A 21498-nucleotide genomic window follows, 5' to 3' on the forward strand; every position below is an offset into this window, starting at 1 on the left:
CCAACCGAAGGGCGATAAAACCTAGATAAGAAAACAAGATATGCGGAAGAAGGAAATCCCCTGTTTAGATTTTCCGAAAAATCGATATCAAACAGAAAAAACTAATATATTTGAGAGCAAATCCTTCTGCTCATCCGTTTTCCTTCGCAGGCATTATCCTGATCAGGTTCCGGGGACTCTCTCAGAGTCGCCAAATGGCGTCCCACCCCCAACGGTTCTCTTCCATTAACGGATATTTTCATTAGCTTGCAAGGACTTTTCCCCAGCATAGGAGCGCCACAGGCAAGCAATTTCGAAAATGGAATGACCATTCAGCTGAAACTGAAACCACTCTATATTTATATTTTCAGAAGTCGATACTTCGCAGCGCGTTCTACATTCCACTATAGAACCGATACATTCATGATACGAACTCGTTCATGCTGAACAATCATTCGGTATTTTTGAAATCGTAGAACGAAAACGAATATTAAAACGATCCATTCTAAAAATTTTCCGTGTTGCAATGCTGAAAAATTAACGTCGGCATGATTACCTAACTCATGTTCGAAATAAAAAAATAGAAAACAGGACTTTTTTATTTAGCTTCGATTATCTGTTTGACAGCGAACGGAAGCCTCTTAGAGTCCTGTCCTATGCCTGGGACAGGCAATAGACATAAAATGTCCTGGCTTTACGACACTTCACGATACGAAAAGTTTAAAGGAGCTATATAAATGGTTCGTAACATAAGCAAAGTTGTGCTTGTCTTCGCCGTTCTTTTTTCGGCAGCAAGCATAAGCGCAAAATCATACGTCTTCGGGAGCCTTGGTACTCAATTCGACCTCGGGCAACTCGGTGGCACAATCACTAAAGATGGTCTGGATGCATCTAGTTATTATGATGTTCAGTCTTCCACTGGAACTACCGGTGTTGCACCACGTCGTGCAATCATTCCGGAAAATCGTCTGATTACCCTCCAACACACAACGAACGGATTGATCAGCGCGAAAACCGCCGGAGCAATGACTGGTGGAGTGATCTCCATCGGATATGAGAAGGATTTCGGAAAAGCTTTCTTCTGGAGAATTTCCGGTAACTATACCAGAAAAATCATGGGTGGAGATACCACTGCTAAGTTTGCAGGATATGAATATTACAATATTCATTGGGATTATAACGCAATTCAAATCCCCGTAAACGTAGGTATCAAACTTTCCGTATCGGAAGATGCAGCGATCTATATTGGAGCCGGTATTCACTACTACAAAGGTGGATGGAGCCTCGCGGGTAGTAACCACGCGGAAGACGTACACCAATACTTGGCGGCGACTCTCGGTCCGACGAACACTGTCACGAACTTAGTAGCGGACGGAACCAGCCCTCAAGCAAACTGGGAAAACACTCGTTTCAGCGTAGCGGGATTTGCTCCTAACTGGTTAATCGGAGCGCAAGCAAGACTTACGGATAAAGGTCATTTCTTCATGGAAGCTGAAACTCTTTATTCGTTCCAGTACGGTGTTGCGCACACTCGTTCCTTAGGTGGTATTATCAGCTTAGCCCCAACTCCCGCTTACCCGGTCGTTTTGGGTGGAACTCAATACCGTTTCGGATATAAGCTCGAAATCTAATTTTCAAACTTATACGCCGTTCTTAAAAGGCTCCATTCGGAGCCTTTTTTATTTGTCCGGAAGCCCCCCTCGTCCGGTCAATGGAACGAATTTCACCTCGATCCGATCCCTCTCTTCCCATCGATCATTACGTTTTAATAAAGTAACGAGATGCTGAACATTTCCTGTTCCGAGAATCGGAAAAACTGCAAGTCCACCGTCCCGCAAGCAGAGAAAGAATGGATGAATCGTTTCAGGGATTTTCGGCAGGCAGGCCGAAGAAACGAAGCGAGTATAGATACCCTTCTCCTTTGCGAATTCGTATGCGTCTCCGATTCGAATCCGGTGTATTTTCGTACAACCGGGGAACCATAGCTCTAGAATTTCTGTCGCCCTCCTGTGCAATTCGGGAACGATTTCGACTGAGACGACTTCCGCTTTCATGTCGATTAAAAGTGCGGTCAAGTAGCCGGATCCGGTTCCTACTTCCAAAACTTTCTCTTTCGGAGATACGGACAGCTTCTCTAAAATATAAGCTACTATATATGGCTGCGAAATTGTTTGTCCGAATCCTATCGAAATCGCTTTATCCAGATATGCGAGATGTCTAGATTCGGAAGGTAGAAAAAAATGCCTTGGCACATTCCTCATTGCCTGAATAACGGAGGAGTCCGAGATTCCTCTTGCTATGATTTGGTTTTTCACCATCGCCTCTCTCTCGGCGATGGAGTTCGCAGAGTCGAAGAGAGGCGGCGGGCCAAAAGGGTGATTTTCCATTGACAGCTAGCCTCGATTTCTTACCTTGGCAGTGGGTTCGGCTCTGTAGCTCAGTCGGTAGAGCAGAGGACTGAAAATCCTTGTGTCGGCAGTTCGATTCTGCCCGGAGCCAAAACCCTCTACTTATCCTTCTTTCGCTCCTCTCCCAATTTCCATAATTCGGAAAATACTACATCCTGGACGGCCTTGCATAATTCCGGTTTATAGAGTTTCTTTACCGGCGGCTTTGGATAAACGTGAACCTCGTCGGTGTCGGGAATATAAGTCAACATCCGCAAGATTTGATCATCGCCTTCTATTTCATACATTGTGTATGACATACCCTTTGATGGAATGATTTGAGATGTTTCCAAATATTTCATAATTTTCCTCTAAGCTGATTCGTTGTTTTTACCCGACGTGCAAAAACATTCCACCTTCTTTTTTAGAACCGAAAACTCTTATCGGAGTTGAACGTAAAAACACTATAGCTCGGATCGGGAGCACATTCCACAAGATTCCTCTTTTGAAAGGAGCTATGGTTTATAGCTTCTTTTTTGCTTGTACTCTCAACCGGTCTATGCGTAAGGTTTGTTTATGCCGAAACATCCAGGTAGAGACGACGATTCGTTCTTAGTCGGAATAACCGGAATGATCGGCGGAGGGAAATCTACTGCTGCGAAGTTCTTTGAAGACTTAGGGGCGTTCCGGATTAGTGCGGATGAAATCGCACGGAAGTACACGGATCCGGACAGCCCGATCAAGGACGAACTCGTAAAGGTTTTAGGTACCGAAATTTTAGATAAGTCTTTAAAACCGGACCGAAAGAAGATCGCCAAACTGGTTTTTGGCAATTCGGAGAAGCTTTCCGCTTTAAATAAGCTGGTCCATCCCCTTATCCGGGAGGAATTTCAAAGAATTCTGAAAAATCAGGCCGGAAGCCGTTTGGTCGCGTGGGAAGTCCCTCTATTATTCGAAACCGATTCCTACACGCTTTGCGACGCGACTGTTTGCGTAGTTTCGGATCCAAAATCGTCCTTAAAACGAACCGTAGAACGGGACGGGATCTCCATGGAAGAAGCGGAAGCCCGCGCAAAAAGCCAGCTTTCTCTCCAGGAAAAATCGGAAAGAGCCGATTATGTCATTAGGAACCTAGGGGATTTGGAAGATTTAAAGAAGGAATGCGCGAAGCTGTTCTCGGAACTAAAAGGCAGGATGAAATGAAGGAAAAAATATTTTACGTAATTAATTTAGATAATAAGCGGATAACGCTGCTGTCCATTTTTCTAATTGGCCTTCTATTCTCTTTTTTCTTTCTCGGAGTTTCGATAGGAAGAAAGAGAGGCCAAGTTCAGGAAGACTTATCGTTAAATTCGCATAACAATTCAACAGTGGCGCTCTCTTCCGAACCGACCCAAGGACAAACGCCGCATATCGCAGCCAATTCCGCCGCTACTCAGAACGGACCTCGTGAAGAAGAAATAAAATTTCGAAACCTGCCGCCGGGATCCGAGATTGTAGATCTTCGCACTAACGTTTCTTCGACAAAAAAAGAAGACGTGGCAAAAATTTCGGCCGATGCTCCCAGCGAACCTCATAAAGAGAAAAAACTCGTAAAACGCGAGAAGGAATCCAAGAAATCGGAAGTCGTCTCTCGAAAATCCGTTCATAAGAACGAAGGCGGATTTTATGTTCAGATTGCGGCCTTTAAAGGACGAGAAAAAGCGGACGAACTAAAATCATCGATAGGCGGAAAAAGTTACGTAAAAAAAACGAAGAACGGATATTTTACCGTCCGGATGGGAAATTTTCCTAGTCGCGAAGATGCCGATAAATCGATTAAAAAACTTCCGTCTAATCTAAAGGAAAAAGCGATAGTCTCTAAGGAATAGGAAGACCGCTGAAACGGAAACTTTCCGATTCTATTTTTCTATTGACCCAAATGGTACGGGGGCCCAAGTGTTGCTAACAGAAATGGATCTGAAAGAACTTGAACCAGTTCGTCTTGCCGTAGTCAGATCCACAATTGTCCGCTTGCGATTTACGTATTCGGATCTTCTTACCACGATAAAAGGGTACGACGGCATTCCTCATTTTTTTGAAAATAATTTGTACGCCCCGGCAAACAAGGAAGAGAGGGATAACGCCCTCGAAAATTTGTACGAAAAACTGAAAACCGTAGCCGGAAAGGCCATGACGGACAGCATTCATCAGATTATTCTCCTGAATAAAATAACGGACTCTCTAGATTTTGATACCGCGAGAATCGTGATCGAAAATAACCTACTTGATGACGGAAACATCAGACAAGAAAGTCTCTATGCCGCCATCGGAGAAGTGGGACGTTATGACGACCGACGGGAACAAATTCGAATGGTCGGTGAAACTTTACGATTCTTCTTTTCTCTCTCGAAACTTCCGATGGTAAAATTGATCATGGCTCCCATTAAAGTCGCAGCATCCATGGTCGGAGCCACATCTCTGGTCGATACGATGGAAGCAGGTTACGGTCTTTCGAGTAAAATCAAGGATTTGAATCCGTTTATAGAAGCGTTTCAAGACCGCGAAAATCGTTTGGTTGCAAAGCTAGAAGACGGACAAAAATACTCCTATAGCGACGGAATTTAAACTCCTTTCATTCCTAAAAACGATCCGCTTAACTCCCGAAGAAACTTCCTTCTTGCAAATTTTCACGGTTGGCAAAATGCTTTGTCCGTATTTTCAGTAGGTCAGGCGTAGAATAGGAGAAATCAAATGTTCATCGGTCATTATAGCGTTTCCTTCGCTCTAAAGAAAGCGGAACCGAAAACCCCGCTTTGGACGACTCTTTTGGGCGTCCAGTTCGTCGACATCCTCTTTATGATTTTCATACTATTTGGAATCGAAGGAGTTCGATTCGTTCCCGGCTTTACGGAGACAAATAATTTCGATTTATTCTTTATGCCTTATACACATAGCTTCGTTGCCGGAATACTCTGGAGCATTCTAATATTTCTTCTCTCAAAATATATTCTGCTAAAATCCAAACCGTATGACTCGAAAACGAAAACGAAGATTTCTTTTTTGATCGGAATTTCGGTCCTTTCACATTATTTTGCGGACTTACTAATGCATACTCCGGATCTTCCGATCTTTTTGGATTCAGGCCCGAAAATCGGATTCGGGCTTTGGAGAAATCGCATTCTTTCGATTGCTTTGGAAATCGTCGTAACTTTAATCGGACTTGTTCTGTATTTCAGTGCGACAAAACCGGGAAGTACTTTTGCGGGAAAATACGGCATGCAGCTTTTTGCGACATTTCTTTTACTGCTGGCGACAGTAACCCCGTTCTTTCCTCCTCCTACAAGCATTCCTGAATTTTCCGCACAGGCGCTTTTCGGATATATCGTAATCGCCGCATTAGGCGGATGGTTGGACACGAAACGCATTGCTAAAGAATCGTGAAAACTATGAGAAGACCTGCCGTACTTATTTCGAATACAGGGCTTTTAGAAAAAAACAGCTGCCCCTTAGTTTTAAAAATTCTCCCAGGCAATTATGATAAAAATGGAACCTCGCATTAGCATTATTACTCTCGGAGTTTCCGATCTACAACGCTCCGTAAAATTCTACAAGGACGGACTTGGATGGCCTCTTTCGAGCGCTAGTGAAGAAGCCATCGCGTTTTTTCAAACGGGTGGGATCATTTTGGCTTTGTTTCCGAAAGAGGATCTGGCCAATGATGCGACCGTAAATTCGGCAGGTTCGGGTTTCCGAGGCTTTACGCTTGCTCATAATGTCCGAGTTGCGGAAGACGTGGACCGCACGTTGGATTTTGTAAAACAGAATGGAGGCAAAATCGTCCGTCCCGCGCACGATGCTTTTTGGGGAGGACGTTCGGGTTATTTTTCCGATCCGGACGGTTTTTTATGGGAAGTGGCGTGGAATCCCCACTTTCCTATGAGCGAAGACGGAAGCATCCAGTTGCCTATTTAAGAAAATAATTATTTATCAATATGGTCTAAAAAATAAAATGAGTGATATCCGAAATTTTCCCGGATTGCCGGGATCCGTTATGATCGTATTGGCTACGATTATAGTAACTTTCATCGTAGGGTTCCTATTCAATCAAATCGGCCACGTCTTGGGAATCCGTTTTACGGAAACCGAGCTTCTCGGGATCACGAACACAATTTCGATAGGATTGGTTACGGTCACAGGCTGGTATTTTACAAAAAGACGATTCTCCGAAGTTTTTTCATTTCAAAAACCTAAATTACCGGAATCCCTCTCGATTATCCTTACATGCATCGGCTTTACTATCCTTATCTCCGAAATCGACAACGTTTTCTCAATGGTTGTGCCGAAACCGGATTTCATTTTAGATATGCTGAATCGACTTTTTTCCGACGATGATTTGTTCGGAACCTCCGTTGCTTTAATGATCGTCGCGCCGTTCACGGAGGAATTTTTATTTCGAGGACTTATCTTTGACGGCTTAAAACGAAATTACTCTTTCCGCAGGGCCGCGTTGCTTACGGCTTTATTGTTCGGGATTTTGCATTTGAATCCCTGGCAGTTTTTAGGAGCGAGCATTGTAGGTTATTATTTTGCCTGGTTAGTCGCGAAAACCGGATCCCTAGCTCAGCCGATTTTAGCTCATATGGTATTTAACGGATTCCCGATTTTGGTTAAGCATGGATTTCAAATCAAGATCGAAGGATATACCGGAGAATCCATGGCCAACGGATTATTGCAGCCCCTCTGGCTTGATATCCTAGGTATCGCTATTACGATCCTCGGAATCTTGATTTCAAGTTACCTTTTTCGCCATAGAACGAATTAAGATAAACTCCTCGGTTTCACGCTTCCTATGGGGCACTACCGGACCTCACGCTTTCTCGCGTTCGAGTCCTTACGTTTTGTCTTCGATTGAAATAAGGGAGATAAAAAAATCTGTTTGCGAGTGGAGGGACTCGCCCGCTTCGCAGTTTTGTCATCCTAACAAACTGAGCTCCGCGGCGGCTCGTCGCGCCTGCGCACTTCCTGTGCTTGGACGGTCCGGTTTCACGCTTCCTATGGGGCGCTACCGGACCTTGCGCTTTCTCGCGTTCGAGTCCTTAAGTTTTATCTTCGATTGAAATAGAGGGAGTAAGAAAAAATCTGTTTGCGAGTGGAGGGACTCGAACCCCCACACATTACTGCACCAGAACCTAAATCTGGCGTGTCTACCAATTTCACCACACTCGCGACGGGTATATACCTGTCATTTTTTTAACGGAAGAAGGGAAGTCAAGAATATTGATTGGTGATTTAGTAAAGAGAATTTTCTACGATACGATCGCCTGCGAAGGGGATTTGGCGAGCGAGAGGTCCGAATCCTGTAGCCCATTTAGAGCGACCTGCCTACTGCAAGGATCGAAATAGCGGTAGCAATGCTTCCGCTAAAGGTAGATCTTCAGGTCTTGTGATTTTCAAATTATATGGATGAGATTCTATAAGTTTTGCGGTAATACCGAAACTCTCCGTCCAGGTGCAAAGATCGGTCGGTTCCTGTCCGCCGGGATTCGAATGTATTTTTTTTAATATATCGCCTCGAACGGCTTGCGGCGTCTTCATAAACCATATCTTGTCACGATCCAAAAATCGAATTCGTCCGTTTTCTTCCTGCAGTACTGTTTCATAATTTCGATTAGCCAACGTGGATGCACCCGATTCTTCGGCGGATAAAGATAAGCGATCCAAATCCGAAAGAATTACAAACGGCCTTGCAGCATCGTGTATGAGCACTATATCGGAATTCGAAATTTGAATACTTTTTAGACCGGCGAGAGTCGATTGATGTCGAGTCTCGCCGCCTTCCACGATTCTATCCCGTTCTCGAAGAAACGGAGCGCACAGCCTTTCCGTCCTTTCCATGTAATCCCTATGTGAAACGAGAACTATACTTTTAGATTTTCCCCATTCCAGAAACGAGTTCAAACTATGCAGTAGAATCGGTTTACCCTCCAATTCCAGAAATTGTTTAGGCAGGGAGGAGCCCATTCTAGAACCGGTCCCCCCTAAGAGAAGAATTACGTATAGATTATCGGAGGGGTACCAGGACTTCATTCTGAACGATCTGTTCTAAGTTTTGTTTTTTTCGTATTAATTTAAAAGCTCCATCGGTGTCGAAGAGTATCTCCGGAGTTTCCGGATATGAATTATAGTTTTTAACGGACATGGAGGAACAATACGCGCCGGCTCCCTCCATCACCACTAAGTCTCCGATCTTCGGTTCATGCGTTTTTCTTAATTGAGGTCCGCCCCCCTCTTCCTGGGTAATCAAATCACCGCTCTCACAGCAATGACCGACATAGACAAAATCGGCCGTGGATCTTGATTCGTCCGTCCCGGAAGGAACGATGACCAATGGATGTTTTGCCGCATAAAGAGCAGGGCGAGTATTCACATCCATTCCCATATCCAATTTTACGAACGTATATCCGCCCGATCCGGTATTAACGATATCGTCCACTCGAGCTATGATGGCGCCGTTATTCACCATCAAAAAAGAGCCGGGTTCGATCTCCATTTGCAGTTTCGTTCCCTTTTCCCCGGCAAATGATTCGAACAACTCACGAACGGGGCCACCGATCGTTTGCGGGTCGGTTGTTTTTTCGCCCAGCATTCGTCCGACTTTAAAACCTCCGCCCATATTAACGATTCTGCAATTAGGAAACTGGGCGGCTATTTCGAGTGTGTAATGCGCGACGGCCTTCCACACTTCCGGATCCGAACCGGAACCGATATGAGTATGCACCCTTATAATTTTTAAATCGTACTTGGAAGCGATAGCCTTAACCTGATCTATTTCTTCGTGCCAAATTCCGAACGAGGAAGTCTTTCCTCCTACGTCCGTCTTTTTTGTCGCACCCGAACCGAGACCCGGATTGAAACGAACGCTAACTTCCCGACCTGGAAATAATTTTCCGAATTCTTCCAACTGACGTAACGAACAGGCATTGAATTGGACACCCTGCCCTACTAGTTCCTTTAAGGAGACCGCGAGCTGTTGGGAGGTAAGCAGAATGTCTCCCGGTTGAAATCCGGCCAAGAGCGCCCTCCGGACTTCATGTTCGGAAGAAGCGTCGATATGAATCCCTTTTCTTCTCAATATTTCCAGGATCGTTCGTCCCGGATTTGCTTTCATCGCGAATCGTACTGTGAGGCCGAAGGCGTTCGGGAAAGCTAGTGCGGCATCACAACTGGATTCGATTCCTTTTCTACTATAAACGAAGACGGGAGTTCCGTAGGATTCTGCGATTTTTCTCGCTTCATCCGTTGTCAAAAATTTTAGATTTTCTATTGATTGCATACGTATCGAAGCTTTTCTAGATAGTTCTAGGCCATCATTTCGATCGGTCGGGGTTTTTTCAAAGGCAAAATTCTAATATGGCAGGCAAAATCACCCATCTGGAGGCCCTATCGCAAGTGTGTAAACATTTGGATCACGGCAGTCAGGAACAGCGCAAAATCGCAAGGCTGTTACGGGAAGAAAATACCCGTAAGTATGCTAATATTGGCGCGATCGCTCCCGATATTTTTTATTTTTATCATATTCTCTCCCCAAGAAGAACTAAAAAGGCGACCGACTGGGGCGATCTCAGTCATCACGAAAAAGTTTTCGAACTCGTTACCAGTTTTTTGGATCGAATCCTTTCTACCGAAGAAGGAATGTATCGCGATCGATTTCTCGCATTCACTCTCGGATACATCATTCACTGCGCTGTCGATATCGTCACTCATCCGTATATCTTTTTTATTTCCGGAGACTATTATAGTTCGAATAAGGAAATCGGAAACTTAGCGCAATACAATCATATGAGGGTCGAATTCGCCATCGATTCCTGGCTATTGGACTTCCGCTGGGGGATGACTCCGAAGGCGTATGATTTCGTACATCATGTCGACGTGATCCACAAGGCAAAAGACGGAAAACGAAAAATGGACCCGATGCTTTGGCACTTTTGGCTGAATGGATTGAAAGAGACTTTTCCGGAACAATTTAGGTCTAAATATTCGGGTTCGGAAGACAAGATCATTCCGGGAGATATTCTAAACGAATCCTTCTTGGGCTATCTGCAATTTCATAGATACCTGGATTCTAGAAGTCGTTTCGTCCGCGCAGCACTCGGTTTCATTGATAAAATTACGTTTCACAAAGTAAAATCATCCGTTCTAATGCTTCCTCTAAAGGAAAATATTGATAAGAGAATTATGAATGAGGAAAAAAGAGAATGGTCTTATCCTGCGGATCCGTCTCTTATACGGAACGATTCGTTTATCGAATTACTCAACCGATCCTGCGAGGTTGCTAAAGACGCGGTTACGACGGCTTGGGATTATTTGCACGATAAAACATCCCGGGCGGCCCTCTTGAAGGAATACCAAGGATATAACTTAGATACGGGATTACGTTACCACGGAATCGACAAAATGAAACAATTCTCCCCGTTATAAATTCGAAAACTTTTTAAACGAAACATGAAAAAAGAACCCGTAGATTTTCTCGCCCGCTATTTCGTTACTCTCTTCCGGGAACGCATTCAGAAATATTTGGATTCGGGAGACCCGGTCCGGAAACTTATTTATCTTTGCCTAGGGCTCTTATTCGCGAACGGTTTTCTTTTCGTTTTTTCGGTAAAGGATATTTGGAGAGTTCCCGAAGCGAATCGTTATGAGAAACCCTCACTCCTCTACGGAGTAAATACCGACGGAAAATACGAACCGATCGCGGAGTTTTATCGTTTTTCCAGAATCGTACTTAGCGAAGCCGATCTGCCCGGCGGCTGGGACAATAAAGTGATTCGGTGTTTCGAGTCTACGGAAGACAATAATTTCCGATCGCATAGAGGTTTGGATATTCGCGGGATTTTACGGGCCGCGATGGTCAATTTAATCGCAGGCAGGGTAAAAGAAGGTGCATCCACCATTACCCAACAGGTTGCAAGATTAAAGTTTTTGAATACTGAACGGTCCTTTCTAAGAAAAGCGAGAGAAGCTTGGCTCGCCTTATTACTGGAAGCTAAGTTCGATAAAAAAACTTTAATGGAGATCTATCTTAACGAGATTCCGCTCGGTCACGGGACGATCGGGGCCGGAGCCGCGGCACGATTCTATTTTAGAAAAGATATCAAAGATTTAAGTTGGGGAGAGGCGGCTCTTTTAGCCAGCTTGACGACTCGCCCTAAGGAATTCTCTCCTCTTGTAAACCCGCTCACCTCGGAAAGTAAAGTTCGAGTCGTATTTAAGAAATTGGTAGAGAATGGAATTTTGGACATACAAACGGCGGAAAAAGAATTCGACGCATTTTCCGAATATTACATCACCTTAAATAGATCCCCGAACGATTCGGCCTTTTCGGACCGATTGAATCGCTTCCCCTACTTTACGGAATACGTTCGAAAAAATCTCGCCCGATATATCCCTAAGACCCAACTCTACGAAGGCGGTCTAAAAATATATACGACCTTAAATATCCAGCATCAGAGCCAGGCGGAAAAAGCCTTGGCTGCCGGTCTCAAACAACAAACGCAATTATCAAACCAGAGAGCGTTTACGAAGATCGATGCGTTCGAGGATGCCTACGGCGATATATACGAAATCTTGGCCGGATTACACGATATACCGGAGTTTAAATTCAAAATATCGCGTTCTTTCAGGACCTTCAACCGGGCTTGGCAGGAAGATATTCGGGACGAACTTTCCGTTCTGAATTTAATTTCCGGAACGGAAAGTCTAGGCGAAGTAGTGGATTGGAGTTATAAGACCCAGGCGACGGAAGATCATTTACTTCCGGTGGAGGGCGCGCTTATTGCCATCCGTCCCGATACAGGTTACATCACAGCAATGGTAGGCGGTTCGGGGTTTCGCTCCGATAATCAACAAATACGCGCTTTCCAAGCCTATAGGCAACCCGGTTCTGCATTTAAACCGCTCGTTTATGCGTCGGCAATGGAATATTACCATCAACATCCCGATCCGAAAAAAAACGTGACGGCGGCTTCTCTATTCGACGATTCCCCATTACAATACGTCCTTGAAGACGGCGATGAATGGAATCCGACGAACTATTCCGGAGAATATTCAGGATTTATAAGATTAAGACAGGCTCTCGAGCTTTCTAGAAATAGCGTGGCAGTCCGTCTGTTGGAACATACGGGATTAAACAATTTATTGCCCAATCTGGAAAGACTTCTACAAATCGAAAACAGGAATCTCCCCCGAGATTTTTCAATCGCATTAGGAAGTTTTGAAGTATCTCCCTTCGAACTAGCCCGCGCTTATTCCGTTTTCGCCTCCGGCGGAAAACAAATCCTTCCGTTGAGCGTCCTATACGTGGAAGATGATAAAGGGAATCTAGTGAAAGATTTTCGAAAAGAATACGAAAATAAAGAACGTAAGCAATTAATTTCTCCGGAAGTCAGTTACATCATTACCTCGATGATGGAGGATGTGATCCGAAAAGGGACCGGAACGGGAGCAAGGTCTTACGGACTTACTCGTCCTGCAGCCGGCAAAACAGGAACCACTAATAATTTTAGGGACGCTTGGTTCGCCGGATATACTCCGGAATTGGTCGGCGTGGTCTGGGTTGGTTATGACACTGGAACACTATCTTTAGGCAAGGGAATGTCCGGAGCGGTTGTCGCCGCCCCAATCTGGGGTCGCTTTATGGCAAACGCATTGTCTAAGGAAAAATCTAAGCCTTTCAATTTCGGCGAGGTGAAAATCGTTCGAAGAACTATCTGTTCCATCTCTGGAAAACTTCCCGGAAGCCATTGTCATCAGACCGAGGAGGAAGTTTTCGATAAAGATACGGTCCCTACCGAAATATGCGACGATCACCGCGGACTGGGAGAGCCCGATCCTCCGCCGGCCCAACGCACTACGCCGACCAAAAAGAAAAGACCGAATCTTTTTGAAGGGGATGAAGACGTAATTCGCTAGGATCCCGACCGGACCTCTGCCGGATAACGGCGGCTTTCCGTCGCATTAGTGAGAAACACCGAGCGGGGCTCCGCAAAAAGAGTTGTCGTTTTCGGAACACGCTGCCAAATAGATTTTATTCTCAGGTATTTTTAACAGCATTCAGGAGTAACAGATGGCCATCGGTAAGGATAATAATAACAGCGTAATCGGCCCCGGTTCTATCTTCGAGGGTAAATTTTATATCGCTGGCTCCCTACGCATCGACGGAAAATTCGAGGGAGAAATTAAGACCGACGACGCACTCTTCATCGGAGAAACGGGAAAAGTCCGAACCAATATCTCGGCTAGAGAGGTCATAGTCGCAGGCACTTTAATAGGCAATATTAAGGCGGAAGCGGAAGTTCGTCTCGAGGAAACCGGCCGTCTCTTAGGCGATATTATCGCCCCTGCTCTATCCCTAGCAAAAGGGGTCGTTGCAAAAGGCAATATAACCGTTACCGGCGGGCAAAAGAAGGATGTTAAGAAAATCGTGGAAGAATCCTTCGGCGGAACCAGAACTTTGGATAATGGAAAGGAAGAATAACTCCGAAGGCGGAAGTGATACATCTTTTTTCAAACCTAGAGCCCCTTTCCCGTTGAAAAACTCAGGCAGAGTCAAAGCTGACTGGCCGATAACTAGAACGTATGATCTTTAAGAAGCCCAGACAGCTAACCGCCGGAAAAGAACTGCTCCGGACGGATAATTTCACGCTGATTTATTTGGGCTCGTTCCATTTTCATTATTCCTTCTATTTCAAAGGCAATTTATATCACGGAAGCGTCGACTTCCGGAGACGAAAATTTCGGATGATCCCTGCCATTGCCTCGATACTTTTCGTACTCTTTTTCCTCGGGGTTTGGATGAACCCCTCCAACGCGTCTATGGAAACCAAATCGGATGAGATCTCCGAAAACGATTCCGAAGATCTGAAGGCCAAAAAAGGAGACGAGAAGTTCTTAGAAGAATCCGAAAAAGCGAAACTCACCATTTTAATGGCGAATGAGATTCGCAATCCGGCGGATAAAAAGAAACTTTTAAAAGTAATAACATACAAAGTTAAACGTAACGAGTCGCTATCCGAAATCGCGACTCGATTCAAAGTTTCCATGGAATCGATCTCGGGCTCGTCCAATATCAATTTGGAAGATACCTTATATCCGGGACAAATACTGCAAATTCCTAATAAGCAAGGTCTTTTATATAAAGTTAAAGCCGGGGATACGATCGCGCGGGTTGCGTCTTTATACAAAGTTAATTTGGACGAAATCCTAGAAGAAAACAAACTCGATGATTTGGACGTCCTTCGTCCGGGACAAAAAGTGTTCCTACCTGGAGCGGTCATCCCAGACCCCGCGCCAAAGTGGGTTATCCCCGTTTCTTCACATGTCGTCACCTCCAACTTCGGCTGGAGAACTTTCCCCCAGCATAAATTTCACGAAGCGCTGGATTTAAAAGCCAATTACGAAGCGGTAATGGCGGCCCGCAACGGGAAAGTCATCTTTGCCGGCTGGATGGGCGGTTACGGAAACGCAATCGTTGTAGAGCATAACGACGACTTTAAAACCTTATATGCGCATAACTCTCGCTTAAACGTAAAACGGGGAGATTATGTAGTCGGAGGAAAGAAGATAGCCACTTCCGGTTGCACCGGTTACTGCTTTGGACCTCATTTGCATTTCGAAGTCATTCACAAAGGCAAATCCGTAAATCCGGCCAAATATCTGAAAGGCTTGGCTTTCAAAAGAGGGTCGAAACCGAATCATTAACTTGTCGGTTAAGAAGTGGGCAACCGACCTTTCTTCTTGCTTAATTCGCCTATTTTAAAAACTCTTCGGAACATGTCCTCTCCCGTAAATAATATTCGACAAGCTCTAAGTCTTTGCCTCTTCGCCCTTCTTTTTTCGTGTGGACCTTCGTTTGCGGAATTAATCGAACGGAGGACATCCAACTCCTTTGCATCAACCCAGGCGATGGAAGTTTTTTTCGCAACTGTACGGTCCACAAATCCGGCAGCTCAGGTTGCATGCTCGAACGCTTATTTTATGGTGTTCGGAAATCAGGTGCAAAAAACCGGAAGTTGCGTGGTCAGCGTGCCCGCCGATAGAGAGGTAGGCGAAATTCCATTCGGACTCGGCGGTAAAGATAAATTCTTTCAATTTTTAGAGCATAGAATCAACGCAGGAAACCTATCCGTCGAAGAATCCGAAAACCTATGGTGGAAAAAAATCGAGGCGGATCCATTTGAGGAAATCATCGTATTCGTTCACGGATTCAACGTCGGATTTGAGGAAGCGATTTTACGCGCCGCCCAGTTGAAATACGACTTAAAGTTTCCGGGTCGGGTCGTGACGTTTACATGGCCGGCAGGCGGAGACGCATCGCTCTTAAGCTCTCTCCTTCTGAAAAATACGTATGAAAAAAATATGATTTCGGCCAGATCCAGCCGAGAATCCTTTAAAATTTTCTTAAAGAGAATGATTAAAACCGGAAAAAAAATCCATTTGCTGGTTCATTCGATGGGCCACCAAGTCGCACTCAATTCCATCGCGGAAATCGCAAAAGAATCTTCGAATTCGTTTATCCATGAACTAGTATTAAACGCACCGGACTACGAAACGGGGGAATTTATTCTTTTACTCGACCCGTTGTTAAGATCGTCTTCAAGAATTACCTTATATTGTTCACCGGGGGATTCGGCTTTACTTGCCTCTTCGCAAATTCATCAGGCCGGTCGCCTCGGCAGCTGTTCAAAATTTCCCGGCATCGACGTAGTTAACGTAAACCCGATTGATTCTTCGATGATTTCCTTAGGTCATGGATATTATTCATCCAGGCCGATTCTTACCGACCTTTATCAACTTTTCTTGGGAGTAAAGGCAGACAAGCGTCTCTTCATCCGCAGATCCTATGGAAATGAAAACTACATCCTTCGTAACTGAAAAATAAGTCAGAAGGATTAGTCCGATAGCGATCAGATTTAATGATTCAGGAAAAAATTTTTGGAACGTGTGTTCGAATTAAAGAAAATTCTTAATTTCTTGAAACATTCTAAAATGGAAACACTTAAGTAATAAAAAATTCGATTCCGATCGATTAATGATTGCGCCTGACACTTCTTTGTTTTTGTAAACCTTTTCGTTCACAATTTCATAAAGGATTTTATATTAATGTGATTGAAACTATAACTTTTATTCGTAAATTAGAAGCATGCTCACGAAACCGAAAATTCTCGTGGTTGAGGACGAAATCATCGTCGCCGTTAATTTAGGACAAAAATTAAAAAAGCTGGGTTACGATCTCGTGGGAATTACTTCTTCGGGAGAAGAGGCCATCCAGAAGGCGGAGGAGAATCATCCCGATCTAGTATTAATGGATATTAATATTGAAGGAAATTTGGACGGAATACAGACTGCAGAAGTATTACGAAATCGATTTCAAACCCCTGTCATATATCTTACGGCATACGCGGATGAAAATACTCTCAATAGAGCGAAAAGAACCCAGCCGCTAGGTTATATCGTAAAACCCTTTGAATCCGATCAACTTCGGTCTTCCATCGAAGTCGCGCTGTACAAGAATGAAGTGGAATTCAAGAATCGAAAAAGCGAAGAGTCGCTAAAATCGACTTTGAATAAGATCGAATCCGGTATCATTACCACCGATGAAAACGGTCTTGTAGTATTTTGCAACCCGGCCGCCGAGCAAATTACGGGACTTAACTTTTCCGAATGCATCGGACAACCCCTTTCTAAAATCCTGAAAATAAAGGATAACTTAGGAAATCAACGACAGATTCCGATTTCGGAACTCCTCGGACAGAATAATAACGTGAGTTGGGACGGATTGGTAGTCATCAGCGCGCTTGGAAAGAAAATTCCCGTTTCGATCAATACCTCTCCGATTTTAAATACGGAAGAAAAGGCGACCGGCTTTATCACCGTGCTTCGAACCGAAGATTCGGATGACCCGGGTCAATCCTATCTAAAAGAAATTCATCATAGAATTAAGAACAATTTAACTATCATCTCCTCGATACTAAGCATGAATGCGAATCATCTCAAGGATCAGGAAAGCGTCGATATCTTTAAGGAGAGTCAGCATAGAATCCATGCAGTTGCTCTTTTACACGAAGTTCTTTATGAAAATCACGATCTTTCATCCATCAGTTTCGATCTATACGTTCGAAAATTGACGGACCTTTTATTCGAAGTCTATAAGGTGGACAGGAGTAAATTTAAATTAACTTTGGATATTCAGGAATGTCGAATTCCTAGCGAAACCGGAATGAATTGCGCTCTGATTATCAACGAACTTTTAACAAATTCGTTTAAACACGGCTTTGTCAGCCGCGAGAATGGCGAAATTTTAGTTCGATTCTTTAAGAACGACGGAAATTTTATCTTAGAAGTGCAGGACGATGGAGTCGGCTTACCTGCCCAAGCCATCCGAAACCGCAATCCCCATTCGTTAGGGCTTTCTTTAGTGGACTCCTTCGTAAAATTATTGCATGGAAAGCTGGAATTAGAAAATTCCTCAGGCTGCCTTGCCCGTCTATCCTTTCCCGTTAAGAAGCAATAACTAACCGCAACGAAAAACTCCTCTTCGATCCGATCGAATAAAAGGAGAAAAAATGGTAGCCTGGTAAGTTCCCACCTAGCTATTCTGAACGGCATGAAAACTTCTTTCGAATTCTTCGAAATTGTCCCGCGAAATGATGGAACCGCGATTGTTTATTTGAATCGTCCTGATAAAAGAAATGCCATGGATTGGAGTTTCTGGAGAGACCTTCCGGACGTGATAGAAGAGATTAATTCCGCGTCGGAAATCAGGGCGTTTGTCATAGCGGCCCGCGGTAAGTCATTTTCAACCGGGTTGGACCTGGATTCATTTTTTCAGCAATTCGGAAGTATAGTACAGGGTAGTTTCGGCGACGATCGTAAGAAATTCTACAACCTTATCCTGCAAATGCAAAAAGGAATTAACGCGGTGTACGATTCCGTCAAGCCTTCGATTGCCGCAATCCATCGACATTGCATCGGAGGGGGATTGGACTTGATTTCCGCTTGCGATATCCGCTATGCGACTTCGGATGCAAGCATCTCCCTTCGAGAAGCAAAGGTTGCAATCGTTGCGGATATGGGGTCGATTAATCGACTGCCTAGCATTATCGGGCAAGGTCACACGCGGGAACTCGCCTTCACAGGAAAGGATATCGACGGACCTGAGGCATATAGAATCGGGCTAGTTTCTAAATTATTCGATTCGCAGGAAAAACTCATGGAGGGAGCGCTCTCGACTGCAAGTGCGATCGCCGCCAATCCGAAAATCGTCGTTCAGGGCGCAAAAGAGGTCATGAATTATGCGGAAGGAAAGCCGCTCGACGCGGGATTGAATTACGTTGCTCTCTGGAATTCGAGTTTCTTAGATTCCAGAGACTTCAGAGAGGCCTCCCATTCCTTTAAAGAAAGAAAGCGTCCCGAATATAATAAGCTCTAACGGACGAATCTAGACGCTTACGCGTAAGCGTCTAGTAAACGGGCCTTTCCTTCGACCGCTTGGGTCTGTAATTTAGTCTCAATACCGACTTTCAAAAGTTTGGAGTTGAGATCCGCTTGCGCTTGAAAAATCTCTTTAGGTAGATTCGCAATTCTTTCGAGCATTAAGGATTGGCTGGCTTGGCTGCTGATTTCCATATTCATTCCTCTCGGGCAATTTCGCCGAAATTTTAGGGCTTTTCTCTTTCTGTTTCCCCATTTCAATCATCGGTTTATCTAAGGAAAACTTGATTATTTTAGCTTTTTTTTTAACCTGTCCCCGTCGTGGGATTTCGAGAATTGATACGCAGCGCCATTCAAAGAGAGAGGCAACGGGAATTTACAAAAGCCTTTAATTTGTACAAAGAATCTCTGAATTTCACCGAAAATCCGAAAACAGTCCTAAAAGTAAAGAATCGTCAAGCTTGGTGCCAGTACTACATCGGAAATACCCGGGAAACTTTGAATTTGTTTCAGGAACTCTTGGACAAATTCACCCTCCATCCGGAAAGTCACCTTCATTACTCGAATTATCTGATCAAAGTTCACAATTATAAACTGGCAAAAAAGATTTTAGGGAAAGCAGTGGAGTCTTTTCCGGATCAACTAGAGTTGTATCTAACTCTAGCGAGCCTCTTGAAAGACACGGATCGGTCTAACGAAGCGATTGCTGTTTTAAAGCAGGCGTTATCGCAGGAAAAACTTTCCCGCGGACGCGGAATCAAAAGAAAGGATATTTGGGCCGAGCTCGGTTATCTTTATTTTCAAAGAGGCGATTACAATTCCGCCCTCGCATCTTTAAAAACCGCCATGAGGATGGATGAAGAGGAAACGTTCCTGCACTATGATATGATCGCACAATGTTATTTGAAAGTCAGCGATCATAAGAACGCTTTAAAATTCATCGATCTCTATATTAAATACTTCGGTGAATCCGACGCGGACATTCTGGTTATTAAAGCTCGAGCTCATGCGCAACTCGGAGAAAGCCACTTAGCTTGCGCTTCTCTCCTCCAAGCCTACTCGATGGAAAACGGATTAAAACTTTCCGCGGAAGATATGGTGGATTTCGGTCCATTACTGCAGACTGGATTTTTTGATACTCTGGAAAACGTCGAAATCGACGAGGCTTAAGCTAATTTGCTCTCCCGATCGGGAAAACTTATCTCCTACCTCAAACCTAAAGATTCTTTAGGTAAGGTTTCAATTCTTCCAAAATCTGTTCTTCCGGAACCGTAATATCCAACTTCTCGATTCTTTTCGGAACTCGGCCGGAGGCTACATCGTCTGCAAGAGCTTTTATCTTCGTCAAAATAACGTCATCCGTACAATTAGAAATAGATAATATATTTGGAATATCGCGTCCCCAAGAAAAACGTAATCCCGGAGAATCGACGAAGAAGGATTCCGTAATTCCGTCGCCTTCCTTATCGATCATCGTGTATACGGTGGAATCCCCGGTGATAACGACGACTTTCTTACCCTTAAGATACTTATCTACTTTGATACGTGTATTCGTCATATCCCGATTCCAAAGATAATAGTACAACTTATCGATTTGAGCGTCAATGAGTCGATCTCTACCTTTTCTATACAATTCGCCGTATTTTTTTCCGACTTCCTCTTCGCCTCTCATTAAACCGTCGACTTCCCTCGGACTGGTCGAATGTAGATAATAATCCGGAGTGCCATTCATATGATTCGTGAAAACGCTTTGTTCTTTACGATCTCCAGGATACGGATTCGTTTCCTGTCCCGGATTTCTCAAAAAATCCAATAAGAACTTCTTTCTGGAATTGGTCTTATCTTTAAGCTCCGAATACCGGTTTCGCAGCGTACTAGTTCGCGGAGAATCCTTGCCATATATACGCTCCGACCTTGAGTATTCAGCGTATGCTCTTTTCTCAGCGCCGTACGATTTGAGCAACTCTTCATCAAACTTTAATAATAGATCGAATTCTCTCGACCTTTGTTCCGGCTCCCCTATATTTGCGGAAACTGCGGCATTGTCCGAAGCCGGGTTCTTGCCGTCGGAGCTTTGCGGGGGATTCTTTACCGGACTCGGTGTAGAATGACTCCGTTCTACTTCCGGTAACTTGCGATATTCCTGCTCAAGTTCCCTTAATCGAGTGTATCGATAAATTTTTTCAAGATATTCACGTTCCTTTTCGCGAACTTGTGCAGGATCGTCAAACCCGTCCTTCAACAGAGTCAACTGTCCCTGTTCGATAATCATTAGAGTTGATTCGGAGTTGTCCTTAGCGGCATTCCGATCCAAAAGAGCCTTTCCGTCCCTGTCCACTAACTGTATATAATGAAAAGCCAAGCGATCCGTGCGAAAGTCGGTAATATTTCCTACTTCGGGTGCAATTTGCAAATCAGGCGAGGGCGAAGCCGTGGTAAAGGCCCACAATATCAGAACTGGGGAGATCCTTTTTATCGTTGCGCCGAATGAGATTTGAATTCGCAGCATGGGTATTTTTAGTATCGGTCAATCGAAGGGAGGAGAAAAGGTCCGGGGAGAAATACGTCGTTTTTTTGTGGATTCCCCGCCGGTACAGCCCTTCTGGGTGGGGGCCGGTCGGGTGGAGTACCGTCCCCCATATCGCAATCTCATTATTTTACA

At 44.4% G+C, this 21498-nt stretch carries 21 protein-coding genes, 2 tRNA genes and 1 riboswitch; of the genes, 16 read left to right on the forward strand and 7 right to left on the reverse strand.

Translation table 11 applies throughout. The features are described 5' to 3' along the window. Positions 1-122 precede the first annotated feature (122 nt). Positions 123-220, reverse strand: a riboswitch (TPP riboswitch). A gap of 496 nt (positions 221-716) precedes the next feature. After that, positions 717-1610 (forward strand): porin OmpL1, encoded by an 894-nt coding sequence (locus tag LEP1GSC058_RS10115; RefSeq protein ID WP_016549947.1) that lies wholly within the window; start codon positions 717-719, stop codon positions 1608-1610. Between the two features lie 48 nt (positions 1611-1658). Here LEP1GSC058_RS10115 and LEP1GSC058_RS10120 read toward each other — a convergent pair whose 3' ends face one another. Then, positions 1659-2366, reverse strand: coding sequence for a protein-L-isoaspartate O-methyltransferase family protein (locus LEP1GSC058_RS10120; protein WP_016550863.1), 708 nt, complete (start codon positions 2364-2366; stop codon positions 1659-1661). 39 nt (positions 2367-2405) lie between these two features. Here LEP1GSC058_RS10120 and LEP1GSC058_RS10125 point away from each other — a divergent pair. Further along, positions 2406-2478: transfer RNA gene (locus tag LEP1GSC058_RS10125), tRNA-Phe, on the forward strand. Between the two features lie 7 nt (positions 2479-2485). On the opposite strand, the gene LEP1GSC058_RS10130 is transcribed toward LEP1GSC058_RS10125, so the two are convergent. Next, positions 2486-2728 carry a hypothetical protein gene (locus tag LEP1GSC058_RS10130; protein WP_010570761.1) on the reverse strand — a complete coding sequence of 81 codons (243 nt, stop codon included), beginning with the start codon at positions 2726-2728 and terminating at the stop codon, positions 2486-2488. Between the two features lie 214 nt (positions 2729-2942). Here LEP1GSC058_RS10130 and coaE point away from each other — a divergent pair, with 214 nt between their 5' ends. The 6 genes from coaE (at position 2943) to LEP1GSC058_RS10160 (ending at position 7170) form a co-directional block, all read left to right on the forward strand. Further along, the gene (gene coaE, locus LEP1GSC058_RS10135) at positions 2943-3569 is read left to right on the forward strand and encodes a dephospho-CoA kinase (RefSeq protein ID WP_016550173.1); all 627 of its coding nucleotides are present in this window, start codon (positions 2943-2945) and stop codon (positions 3567-3569) included. Then, positions 3566-4237 (forward strand): SPOR domain-containing protein, encoded by a 672-nt coding sequence (locus LEP1GSC058_RS10140; RefSeq protein WP_039948279.1) that lies wholly within the window; start codon positions 3566-3568, stop codon positions 4235-4237. Before coaE ends, LEP1GSC058_RS10140 begins: the two co-directional genes overlap by 4 nt. An 82-nt stretch (positions 4238-4319) precedes the next feature. Further along, entirely contained in the window at positions 4320-4973 is a 654-nt protein-coding gene (locus LEP1GSC058_RS10145) for an FFLEELY motif protein (RefSeq protein WP_016550584.1), read from the forward strand. 126 nt (positions 4974-5099) lie between these two features. Continuing rightward, a complete protein-coding gene (locus tag LEP1GSC058_RS10150) occupies positions 5100-5789 on the forward strand; it encodes a hypothetical protein (protein WP_016550628.1) in 690 nt (229 codons plus the stop codon). Positions 5790-5891: 102 nt separating this feature from the next. Then, positions 5892-6320, forward strand: a complete 429-nt coding sequence (locus tag LEP1GSC058_RS10155; RefSeq protein ID WP_016550632.1) for a VOC family protein — start codon at positions 5892-5894, stop codon at positions 6318-6320. A gap of 37 nt (positions 6321-6357) precedes the next feature. Beyond that, a complete protein-coding gene (locus LEP1GSC058_RS10160; protein ID WP_016550443.1) occupies positions 6358-7170 on the forward strand; it encodes a CPBP family intramembrane glutamic endopeptidase in 813 nt (270 codons plus the stop codon). A 322-nt stretch (positions 7171-7492) separates the two neighbouring features. On the opposite strand, the gene LEP1GSC058_RS10165 is transcribed toward LEP1GSC058_RS10160, so the two are convergent. The 3 genes from LEP1GSC058_RS10165 to LEP1GSC058_RS10180 form a co-directional block, all read right to left on the reverse strand. After that, a tRNA-Leu gene (locus tag LEP1GSC058_RS10165) sits at positions 7493-7574 on the reverse strand. 156 nt (positions 7575-7730) lie between these two features. Then, on the reverse strand, positions 7731-8435 hold the full coding sequence (locus LEP1GSC058_RS10175; protein ID WP_016549958.1) for an IspD/TarI family cytidylyltransferase: 705 nt from the start codon (positions 8433-8435) through the stop codon (positions 7731-7733). After that, positions 8410-9681: a diaminopimelate decarboxylase gene (locus tag LEP1GSC058_RS10180; RefSeq protein ID WP_016549799.1), complete on the reverse strand. Its 1272-nt coding sequence runs from the start codon at positions 9679-9681 to the stop codon at positions 8410-8412. The genes LEP1GSC058_RS10175 and LEP1GSC058_RS10180 overlap by 26 nt, the downstream gene beginning before the upstream one ends. Before the next feature lie 77 nt (positions 9682-9758). Between LEP1GSC058_RS10180 and LEP1GSC058_RS10185 the strand changes: the two genes are divergently transcribed. The 7 genes from LEP1GSC058_RS10185 to LEP1GSC058_RS10215 all read left to right on the forward strand — a co-directional run bounded on the left by LEP1GSC058_RS10185 (position 9759) and on the right by LEP1GSC058_RS10215 (position 18834). Continuing rightward, positions 9759-10826: a zinc dependent phospholipase C family protein gene (locus tag LEP1GSC058_RS10185; RefSeq protein ID WP_016551032.1), complete on the forward strand. Its 1068-nt coding sequence runs from the start codon at positions 9759-9761 to the stop codon at positions 10824-10826. A gap of 24 nt (positions 10827-10850) precedes the next feature. Continuing rightward, the gene (locus LEP1GSC058_RS10190; protein ID WP_016550504.1) at positions 10851-13316 is read left to right on the forward strand and encodes a penicillin-binding protein 1A; all 2466 of its coding nucleotides are present in this window, start codon (positions 10851-10853) and stop codon (positions 13314-13316) included. A 154-nt stretch (positions 13317-13470) separates the two neighbouring features. Then, entirely contained in the window at positions 13471-13881 is a 411-nt protein-coding gene (locus tag LEP1GSC058_RS10195) for a bactofilin family protein (RefSeq protein ID WP_010414395.1), read from the forward strand. Between the two features lie 101 nt (positions 13882-13982). Then, positions 13983-15104, forward strand: a complete 1122-nt coding sequence (locus LEP1GSC058_RS10200; protein ID WP_016550448.1) for a peptidoglycan DD-metalloendopeptidase family protein — start codon at positions 13983-13985, stop codon at positions 15102-15104. A gap of 72 nt (positions 15105-15176) precedes the next feature. Next, positions 15177-16277, forward strand: a complete 1101-nt coding sequence (locus tag LEP1GSC058_RS10205) for an alpha/beta hydrolase (protein WP_051133789.1) — start codon at positions 15177-15179, stop codon at positions 16275-16277. A 268-nt stretch (positions 16278-16545) separates the two neighbouring features. Next, positions 16546-17916 carry a histidine kinase dimerization/phosphoacceptor domain -containing protein gene (locus tag LEP1GSC058_RS10210; protein ID WP_016550192.1) on the forward strand — a complete coding sequence of 457 codons (1371 nt, stop codon included), beginning with the start codon at positions 16546-16548 and terminating at the stop codon, positions 17914-17916. Positions 17917-18009: 93 nt separating this feature from the next. Then, a complete protein-coding gene (locus tag LEP1GSC058_RS10215) occupies positions 18010-18834 on the forward strand; it encodes a crotonase/enoyl-CoA hydratase family protein (RefSeq protein WP_016551000.1) in 825 nt (274 codons plus the stop codon). Positions 18835-18851: 17 nt separating this feature from the next. Here the strand turns inward: LEP1GSC058_RS10215 and LEP1GSC058_RS10220 are convergent, their stop codons facing one another. Continuing rightward, positions 18852-19031, reverse strand: coding sequence for a hypothetical protein (locus LEP1GSC058_RS10220; RefSeq protein WP_016550388.1), 180 nt, complete (start codon positions 19029-19031; stop codon positions 18852-18854). 126 nt (positions 19032-19157) lie between these two features. On the opposite strand from LEP1GSC058_RS10220, the gene LEP1GSC058_RS10225 reads away from it, so the two are divergent. Further along, complete coding sequence (locus LEP1GSC058_RS10225) at positions 19158-20006, forward strand: tetratricopeptide repeat protein (protein ID WP_016549473.1); 849 nt, start codon at positions 19158-19160, stop codon at positions 20004-20006. 46 nt (positions 20007-20052) lie between these two features. On the opposite strand, the gene LEP1GSC058_RS10230 is transcribed toward LEP1GSC058_RS10225, so the two are convergent. Next, on the reverse strand, positions 20053-21345 hold the full coding sequence (locus LEP1GSC058_RS10230; protein ID WP_016550072.1) for a hypothetical protein: 1293 nt from the start codon (positions 21343-21345) through the stop codon (positions 20053-20055). Between the last annotated feature and the right edge of the window lie 153 nt (positions 21346-21498).

The organism is Leptospira fainei serovar Hurstbridge str. BUT 6, assembly GCF_000306235.2.
Classification (GTDB): domain Bacteria; phylum Spirochaetota; class Leptospiria; order Leptospirales; family Leptospiraceae; genus Leptospira_B; species Leptospira_B fainei.